Annotated in this window: 7 protein-coding genes; 4 read left to right on the top strand and 3 right to left on the bottom strand. The window is 68.2% G+C overall.

Annotation, left to right across the window (positions count from 1 at the left end):
- Positions 1–2,769, top strand: a 2,769-nt coding sequence (locus Q4I23_RS28055) for an efflux RND transporter permease subunit (RefSeq protein ID WP_498528381.1), incomplete at its 5' end; no start/stop codon positions are given.
- Between the two features lie 83 nt (positions 2,770–2,852).
- On the opposite strand, the gene Q4I23_RS28050 is transcribed toward Q4I23_RS28055, so the two are convergent.
- On the bottom strand, positions 2,853–3,701 hold the full coding sequence (locus Q4I23_RS28050) for an SDR family oxidoreductase (RefSeq protein WP_498528380.1): 849 nt from the start codon (positions 3,699–3,701) through the stop codon (positions 2,853–2,855).
- Between the two features lie 114 nt (positions 3,702–3,815).
- Between Q4I23_RS28050 and Q4I23_RS28045 the strand changes: the two genes are divergently transcribed.
- A complete protein-coding gene (locus Q4I23_RS28045) occupies positions 3,816–4,229 on the top strand; it encodes a winged helix-turn-helix transcriptional regulator (protein ID WP_498528379.1) in 414 nt (137 codons plus the stop codon).
- Positions 4,230–4,299: 70 nt separating this feature from the next.
- On the opposite strand, the gene Q4I23_RS28040 is transcribed toward Q4I23_RS28045, so the two are convergent.
- Positions 4,300–5,769 carry a catalase gene (locus tag Q4I23_RS28040; RefSeq protein WP_454020896.1) on the bottom strand — a complete coding sequence of 490 codons (1,470 nt, stop codon included), beginning with the start codon at positions 5,767–5,769 and terminating at the stop codon, positions 4,300–4,302.
- A gap of 115 nt (positions 5,770–5,884) precedes the next feature.
- Between Q4I23_RS28040 and Q4I23_RS28035 the strand changes: the two genes are divergently transcribed.
- Complete coding sequence (locus Q4I23_RS28035; protein WP_454020895.1) at positions 5,885–6,820, top strand: LysR substrate-binding domain-containing protein; 936 nt, start codon at positions 5,885–5,887, stop codon at positions 6,818–6,820.
- Here Q4I23_RS28035 and Q4I23_RS28030 read toward each other — a convergent pair.
- Positions 6,806–7,645 (bottom strand): TrmH family RNA methyltransferase, encoded by an 840-nt coding sequence (locus tag Q4I23_RS28030; RefSeq protein ID WP_454020894.1) that lies wholly within the window; start codon positions 7,643–7,645, stop codon positions 6,806–6,808. The genes Q4I23_RS28035 and Q4I23_RS28030 overlap by 15 nt on opposite strands.
- A 149-nt stretch (positions 7,646–7,794) precedes the next feature.
- On the opposite strand from Q4I23_RS28030, the gene Q4I23_RS28025 reads away from it, so the two are divergent.
- The gene (locus Q4I23_RS28025; protein WP_498528378.1) at positions 7,795–8,019 is read left to right on the top strand and encodes a hypothetical protein; all 225 of its coding nucleotides are present in this window, start codon (positions 7,795–7,797) and stop codon (positions 8,017–8,019) included.
- Positions 8,020–8,094 lie beyond the last annotated feature (75 nt).

The raw sequence follows: 8,094 nt of genomic DNA, 5'->3' as shown, positions 1-8,094 counted from the left end.
GCGATGACCGACGTGATGTCGAAGGTGCAGCAGGTCAAATACCAGCTTCCGCGCGAGGCCAACGACCCCGTGATCCTGAAATCCACGGGCGAGACGACCTCCATCCTCTACATGGGCTTCGCCAGCCCGGAGCTGTCCGGGGCGGCCATCTCCGACTACCTGACGCGCGTGGTGCAGCCGCTGCTGTCCACCGTGTCCGGCGTCGCCGAGGCGCAGATCCTGGGCGGCCAGACCTTCGCCATGCGCGTCTGGCTCGACCCCGATCGGATGGCCGCGCGCAACATCGCCGCCGCCGACGTGCGGGCGGCGATCCAGGCCAACAACTACCAGTCCGCCCCCGGGCAATCGAAAGGCGTCTTTGTCGTCTCCAACATCACCACCAACACCGGCCTGACCGACGTCGAGCAGTTCCGGCAGATGGTGGTGAAGTCCAAGGACGGCGCGCTGGTGCGCATGAAGGACATCGCCGAGATCGAGCTGGGCGCGCAAAGCTCCAACGCCAGCGTGTCGATGAACGGCCAGCAGGCGATCTTCATCGGCATCAACTCCACGCCGACCGGCAACCCGCTGACCATCGTGGAGGACATCCGCAAGCTGGTGCCGGAGTTGGAGCGCAACCTGCCGCCGTCGCTGAAGATGGAGATCGTCTACGACTCCACCCGCTTCATCCAGGCCTCCATCGACGAGGTGCAGAAGACGCTGCTGGAGGCGGTCGGCATCGTCATCGTGGTGATCTTCCTGTTCCTGGGCTCCTTCCGCTCGGTGCTGATCCCCATCGTGACCATCCCGCTGTCCATTGTGGGTGCCGCGACGATCATGCTGGCGATGGGCTTCAGCCTGAACCTGCTGACGCTGCTCGCCATGGTGCTCGCCATCGGCCTCGTGGTGGACGACGCCATCGTGGTGGTGGAGAACGTTCACCGCCACCTGGAGGAGGGAAAGTCGCCCGTCGAATCCGCGCTGATCGGCGCGCGGGAGATCATCGGGCCGATCATTTCCATGACCATCACGCTGGCCGCCGTGTACGCCCCCATCGGCTTCCTCGGCGGGCTGACCGGCGCGCTGTTCCGCGAGTTCGCCTTCACGCTGGCGGGATCGGTCATCATTTCCGGCGTGGTGGCGCTGACGCTGTCGCCGATGATGTGCTCGCTCCTGTTGACCCGCGACATGAACGAGGGCCGCTTCGCCCGCTTCGTCGACCGGACCTTCGACAAGCTGTCCGGCTGGTACGGGCGGCGGCTGGGCGGCGCGCTGGACTACCGGGCGGCGACCCTGCTGTTCGGCTTCGGCGTTCTGCTGAGCGTCGGCTTCCTCTTCGCCAACACCATGTCGGAGCTGGCGCCGGAGGAGGACCAGGGCATCCTGTTCGGCATCACCAAGGGGCCGCAGTACGCCAACCTCGATTACATGGACGCCTACGGGCGCGAGATGGACGAGGTGTTCACCCACTATCCGGAAACCGACACCCGCTTCGTGCTGAACGGTCTGCCGACCCTGACCCAGGGCTTCGCCGGCATGATCCTGAAGCCGTGGGACGAGCGCACCCGCAGCGCCAAGGAACTTCAGCCGCTGGTCCAGGCCGAGTTGAACAACGTCAGCGGTACGCAGGTCTTCCTGGTGTCGCCGCCGGCCCTCCCCGGCTCCACCGGTGGCCTGCCGGTGCAGATGGTCATCAACAGCCCCGGCGACTACCAGACCATCTTCAACGCCATGGAGCGCATCAAGACCGCCGCCATGGAGAGCGGCATGTTCATCGTCACCGACAGCGACCTGCAGTTCAACAGCCCGGTCGTCCGGCTGCATGTCGACCGCTCCAAGGCGGCGGACCTCGGCCTGTCCATGCAGTCGATCGGCGACACGCTGGCGATCCTGGTCGGCGGCAACTACGTCAACCGCTTCAACCTGAACGGCCGCTCCTACGAGGTCATCCCGCAGGTGCCGCGCGACAAGCGCCTGACGCCGGAGACGCTGACCCGCTACTACGTCACGGCGGGCAACGGCGCGCAGATCCCGCTGTCCACCGTCGTCTCGATCGAGATGGCGACGGAGCCGAACGCCCTGACCAAGTACAACCAGCTTCCCTCCGCGACCTTCTCCGCGGTGCCGATGCCGGGCGTGACGATGGGTCAGGCTGTGGAGTTCCTGGAACGGCAGGCCCGCGAGATCCTGCCCGCCGGCTTCGGCCACTCCTACCTGTCGGAATCGCGCCAGTACGTGACCGAGGGCAGCCAACTCATGGTCACCTTCGTCTTCGCGCTGGTGGTCATCTATCTGGTGCTGGCGGCCCAGTTCGAGAGCCTGCGCGATCCGCTGGTGATCCTGATCTCGGTGCCGATGTCGATCTGCGGGGCGCTGCTGCCTCTGTTCTTCGGCCTGTCCACCATGAACATCTACACGCAGGTGGGTCTGGTGACGCTGATCGGCCTGATCAGCAAGCACGGCATCCTGATGGTGGAGTTCGCCCGCGAGATGCAGATCAACGAGCGGGTGGACCGCCGCACCGCCATCGAGCACGCGGCCCGCGTCCGCCTGCGCCCGATCCTGATGACCACGGCGGCGATGGTGGTGGGCCTCCTGCCGCTGCTGACCGCCGCCGGCGCCGGTGCGGCCAGCCGCTTCTCCATTGGTCTGGTGATCGTGTCGGGCATGCTGATCGGCACGCTGTTCACGCTGTTCGTTCTGCCGGCGGTCTACACCGTGCTGGCGAAGGACCACTACGCGGCGTCGGTCTCCCGCCGCGCGCGGGAGATCGCGGCGGCCTCGCAGTAGGCGTCGTCGGACCGTAGCCTCTCAGAAAAAGCCCCCCTCGCCTTGCACAGGCGAGGGGGGCTTTTTTCTTTGCCGGCCTGCCCTTATCGGGGCAAGGCGGCGGCCACGGCGGCGGAAAGCGGCGTGGTCGGACGCCCGATCAGCGCCGACAGCTGACGCCCGTCGTCGAACAGCGCGCCCTTCGACGCATCGGCATCCCAGGAGGCGATGCCCTTTGCGAAGGCCTCGGGAAGGCCGAAGCCGGCGAGAATGGCGGCGTAGTCCGCCTCCGGCAGGTTCCGGTAGGGGATGTCCTTGCCGGACTGGCGGGAGATTTCCGCGGCAAGGTCGGCCAGCGTCACCGCCTCGTCCCCGGCCAGCTCGTAGGTCTTGCCCTCATGGCCGGTCCCGGTCAGCACCGCCACCGCCGCGTCGGCGTAGTCGGCGCGCGTGGCGGAGGAAATCCGCCCGTCGCCGGCGCTGCCGATGAAGGCGCCGCCGGCCAGAGCCGCTCCGACCGAACCGGTGTGGTTTTCCGTGTACCAGCCGTTGCGCAGGATCGTGAAGGCAATGCCCGACGCCTTCATCTCCTCTTCCGTCTCCCGGTGCTCCCCGGCGAGGCTCAGCGGCGAGCGGTCGGCGTGGAGCAGGCTGGTGTAGACGATCCGGCCAACGCCCGCCGCCTTCGCGGCGTTGACGACGTTGCGGTGCTGCGCCGCCCGCTGCCCGATTTCGTTCGACGAGATCAGCAGCAGCGTGTCGACGCCGGCCAGGGCGTGGGCGAGCGCGTCCGAGTTGCCGTAATCGGCTTCGCGGGCTTCGACCCCCAGATCGGCGGCCTTGGCGGGGGAGCGCACTAGGGCGACGATGCCGGAGGCCGGAACCGTCTCCTTCAGGCGGGCGATGACGAGGCGGCCAAGCTGGCCGGTGGCACCGGTGACGGCGATGGTCATGGTCGGGTATCCCCTTTGCGGTTGGGTGGTGACCACCTACCTAAGCCACTTGCTTACTTTTCGTAAGTACGTACATAAATGTAAGTGTGAAGATTTTTTGGAAAGGGAGCGGCCATGCCGGAACCGGACGATGACTACACTCCGCTGCCGCTGTCGGAGCGGATGCAGCGCGGCGACCTGATGGCCGCGGCCTGCCCGTCGCGGGAGGTGCTGAAGCACGTCACCAGCCGCTGGGGCGTCCTGGTTCTGATCGCCCTGGAAAGCGGAACGCTGCGCTTCAGCGAACTCCGCCGCACCATCGGCGGGGTCAGCGAGCGGATGCTGGCCCAGACGCTGCAATGGCTGGAGTGCGACGGGCTGGTCAAGCGCACCGCCCACGACGTGGTGCCGCCCCATGTCGACTACAGCCTGACGCCGCTGGGGCGGGAGGCCGCGGAGAAGGTGCGCCTCCTCGCCGACTGGATCGAATTCAACCTGCCGCGGATCGCCGAGGGCTGGACGAACCGGCAAAACGCCGCTGTGGACTGACCCGTCCCACAAAAAAACCGCCGGACGCGAGGGGGTGCGTCCGGCGGTGCCGAGTGTTCAGGAGTTGGGCTCAGCCGGCCACGGCCGCCTCTTCGGTCACCGCGGCGGCCGTCACTCCCAGCCGCTTCGCGATGCCCGCGCCATAGGCGGGGTCCGCCGCGAAGAAGTGCCTCAACTGGCGCCGCTGGATGAAGAGCGGCGCCTCCCCCAGCGAGTTGGCGATGTTGTCCATCAGCCGCTCCTGCGCCTCCGCCCCGATCAGGCGGAACAGGGCACCAGCCTGGGCGTAATCGTCGTTGCCCTCGCGGTGGTCGTAACGGGCGGCATCGCCGGAGATGCGCAGCGGCGGCTCGGTCACCGCGCGGTTCTGCACCGGCCCGCCGAAGCTGTTCGGCTCATAGTTCGGGCTGCCGCCGCCGTTGCCGTCGAAGCGCATGGCGCCGTCGCGCTGGTGGTTGCGGACCTCCGCGGCGTGCGGGCGGTTGACCGGCAGCGCCTGATGGTTGGCGCCCAGCCGGTAGCGGTGCGCGTCGGCGTAGGCGAACAGCCGGCCCTGCAGCATCTTGTCCGGGCTGAAGGAAATGCCGGGCACCACGTTGGCCGGGCTGAAGGCGGCCTGCTCGACCTCCGCGAAGAAGTTCTCCGGGTTGCGGTTCAGCACCAGCTCGCCAACTTCGACCAGCGGGTAATCGGCGTGCGGCCACACCTTGGTCACGTCGAACGGGTTGATGCGGTAGGCGTCAGCCTCCACTTCCGGCATGATCTGCACCGAGACGGTCCAGGCCGGGAAATCCCCGTCGCGGATGGCGGCGAAGAGGTCGCGGGTGGCGTGGTCGGGATCGACGCCGGCCATGCGCACGGCCTGCTCCGCCGTGAAGTTCTGGATGCCCTGGCGGGTCTTGAAATGGTACTTGACCCAGAAGCGCTCACCCGCCGCGTTGATCCACGAGAAGGTGTGGCTGGAGAAGCCGTCCATGTGGCGGTAGCCGCGCGGCGTGCCGCGGTCGCTGAACAGGATCGTCAGCTGGTGCATCGTCTCCGGCGACAGCGAGAAGAAGTCCCAAACCGCGGTCGGGTCCTTCAAGTTGGTCGCCGGGTTGCGCTTCTGCGTGTGGATAAAGTCCGGAAACTTCAGCGGGTCGCGGACGAAGAAGACCGGCGTGTTGTTGCCGACGAGATCGTAATTGCCGTCCTCGGTGTAGAACTTGACAGCGAAGCCGCGCGGGTCGCGCTCGGCGTCGGCGGAGCCCTTCTCGCCGCCGACGGTGGAGAAGCGCAGGAACACCTCCGTCTCTTTGCCGATGTCCGACAGGAACTTGGCCGCGGTGTAGGGCGTCACATCCCGGGTCACCCGGAAGACGCCATAGGCGCCGGCCCCCTTGGCGTGGACCACCCGTTCCGGGATGCGTTCACGATTGAAGTGGGCCAGCTTCTCGATCAGGTGGAAATCCTGCATCAGCACCGGACCGCGCGGGCCGGCGGTCAGCGAATTCTGGTTGTCGGCGATTGGAATGCCGGCAGCGGTGGTCAGGGTGCTCATGGCTCAACTCCTTGCGTTTCTTATCGGTTGGCTCGTCCGCTTTGCCCCCTGGTTATCCCGCCGCGTCGTTGATATATCCAAGACATCGTTTCAAATGCTTCGATAGCCAGAACCTATGAATCTCGCCGGCCTGTCCCTTCGTGATCTGGAATATGTGGTGGCAGTGGCCGAGCAGCGGCATTTCGGCAAGGCGGCGGAGCGCTGCTCGGTCAGCCAGCCGTCGCTGAGCGCGCAGATCCGCAAGCTCGAAGACCTGCTCGGCCTCCCCCTGTTCGAGCGGACGAGCCGCCGCGTGCTGCCCACCCCGCAGGGGGAGGTGGTGATCCGCCAAGCCCGCGTCGTCCTGGAGGAGGCGCGCCGCCTGCTGGCGCTGGCCCGCGGGACGGCAGGAGCCCTACACGGTCCGCTCGCCATCGCGGCGATCCAGACGCTGGGGCCGTACCTGTTCCCCCACGTCCTGCCCGCGATGCGCCGGCACCTGCCCGACGTCCAACTCGTGCTGTCCGAAGGCCGCACCGACGGCCTGCTGGAGGAGTTGCGGGAGGGGCGGCTGGACGCCGTTCTGCTCGCCCTGCCCGTCGAGGCGGAGGGGCTGACCTGCGACGCCCTGTTCTTCGAACCCTTCGTGCTGGCCCACCCCACCGGCCACCGGCTGGAAAGCCTGCCCTCCATCGCCCTGGCCGACCTCGACCCTGGCGAACTGGTGCTGCTGGAGGAGGGGCATTGCCTGCGCGATCAGGCGCTGGCCGCCTGCGGCGCCACCACCCGCGGCATGCGCCACGCCACCGGGCTGGAGACGCTGCGCCACATGGTCGCCAGTGGCACCGGCTACACGCTGATGCCGCGGCTCGCCACGGGGGATGGGGAGGCGGCGACGGTGGGCGGTCTGGTCGCCTACCGCGACTTCCAGGGCGACCCGCCGGGCCGCATCATCGGGCTGGTCTGGCGGGCCAGCGACCCGCGCGCCGCCGGCTTCCGCGCGCTCGCCCGGAGCCTGCGCGACGCCACCCCGCCCGGCCTACGCCGGATCGAAGACTCAGCCGACTCCTGACTCCGGCTCCGCCATAAAGGCGAGGTGGTGCAGGACGATCCCGCTGGTCGTGGCAACGTTCAGGGAATCGAAATCCGGCGCCATGGGAATGCGCACCGTCCGCGTCCGCGCCAGGACGGACGCCGGCAGGCCCGGCCCCTCTGACCCCAGAAGCAGCGCCGCGCGCTCCGGACGGCGAAGCCCCGCCAGGGTCACCGCTCCCGCCGGGCTCAGCGAGAGGACGGCAAAGCCATGCCGCTCCAGCAGCGCGACCGGATCGATTCCCACCGGAATCCGCAAGAACGGCACCCGCAGCGCCGCCCCGACCGACACGCGGATCGCCTTGCGGTAAAGCGGGTCGCAGCAGCCGGAATCGAGCAGCACCGCGTCCACACCGAAGGCCGCCGCGTTGCGGAAGATGCCTCCCACATTGTCATGGTTGCCGATCCCGCACAGCACCAGCACGGTCGCCCGCGGTCCCAGCGCGGCCAGAAGCGCGTCCGGCTCCGGCATCGCCGCAGCCCGCCCCAGGCCCAGGATGCCGCGGTGCAGGGGGAAGCCGGCGATGGCGTCCAGCACCTCCTGCCGGGCGCTGTAGACCGGCACTGCGGCGGGCAACGCCTCCAGCATCGGCGCCAGCCCGGCGATCCGCTTGTCTGCGATCAGCAGCGACAGGGTTTCATGACGCGAGGCGGTCAGCAACGTCCGCAGCACCACCGCCCCCTCGGCGATGAAGCGGCCCTCCCGCCCCACGAGGTCGCGCTCCTTCACGTCGCGGTACGCGGCGATCCGCGGGTCGTCCGGGTCGTCGATGGGGATGATGGAGGGTGGAATAATGGCTGGCATGGGCGCCTGTGTAGCGCCCCTGCCGTCCCATCGGAAGTCCGGAAAGCGCGGGGCCGATGTGAAGGGGGCCACTTCCCCACCGGCCAAAGCCCGCTAGACAGGACCGGCAACGCGGGGCGGCAGTCCCCGCCCGAACGGAGGAATCGCCCATGCCGACCCTGACCGCCGTCCGCGCTTTCGGCGCAACCCTGCCGAAGTCACTCACCGCCGCCCTGCTGGGAGCCTGCCACCGCCTGAAGGAACGCCGGAAACAACGGGCCGCCACCCCCGACCGCCTTGACGACCGATTGCTGAGGGACATCGGCGTCAGCCGCAGCGACCTGATGGCCGCGGAGCGCCTGAAGAAACCGCACCGACGCAACGAGGGCCGCTGAACCGGTGCTTACGGTTTGCCCGCCGGAGTCACCCGCAGGATCTCGCCCCGATTCTCGTCGGTCAGCAGATAGAGC

It is taken from the genome of Azospirillum sp. UFLA03-27, from assembly GCF_059803775.1.
The sequence above is the reverse complement of the archived record's forward strand: the minus strand, read 5'-3'. Positions and strand labels throughout refer to the sequence as shown.

Coding starts and splice junctions, on each gene's coding strand:
- Q4I23_RS28050 (WP_498528380.1), bottom strand. CDS start 3,701: ATGACCATCGCCGTCACCGGTGCCACCGGCCAGCTTGGCCGCCTCGTC.
- Q4I23_RS28045 (WP_498528379.1), top strand. CDS start 3,816: ATGCCGGAACCGGACGATGACTACACTCCGCTGCCGCTGTCGGAGCGG.
- Q4I23_RS28040 (WP_454020896.1), bottom strand. CDS start 5,769: ATGAGCACCCTGACCACCGCTGCCGGCATTCCAATCGCCGACAACCAG.
- Q4I23_RS28035 (WP_454020895.1), top strand. CDS start 5,885: ATGAATCTCGCCGGCCTGTCCCTTCGTGATCTGGAATATGTGGTGGCA.
- Q4I23_RS28030 (WP_454020894.1), bottom strand. CDS start 7,645: ATGCCAGCCATTATTCCACCCTCCATCATCCCCATCGACGACCCGGAC.
- Q4I23_RS28025 (WP_498528378.1), top strand. CDS start 7,795: ATGCCGACCCTGACCGCCGTCCGCGCTTTCGGCGCAACCCTGCCGAAG.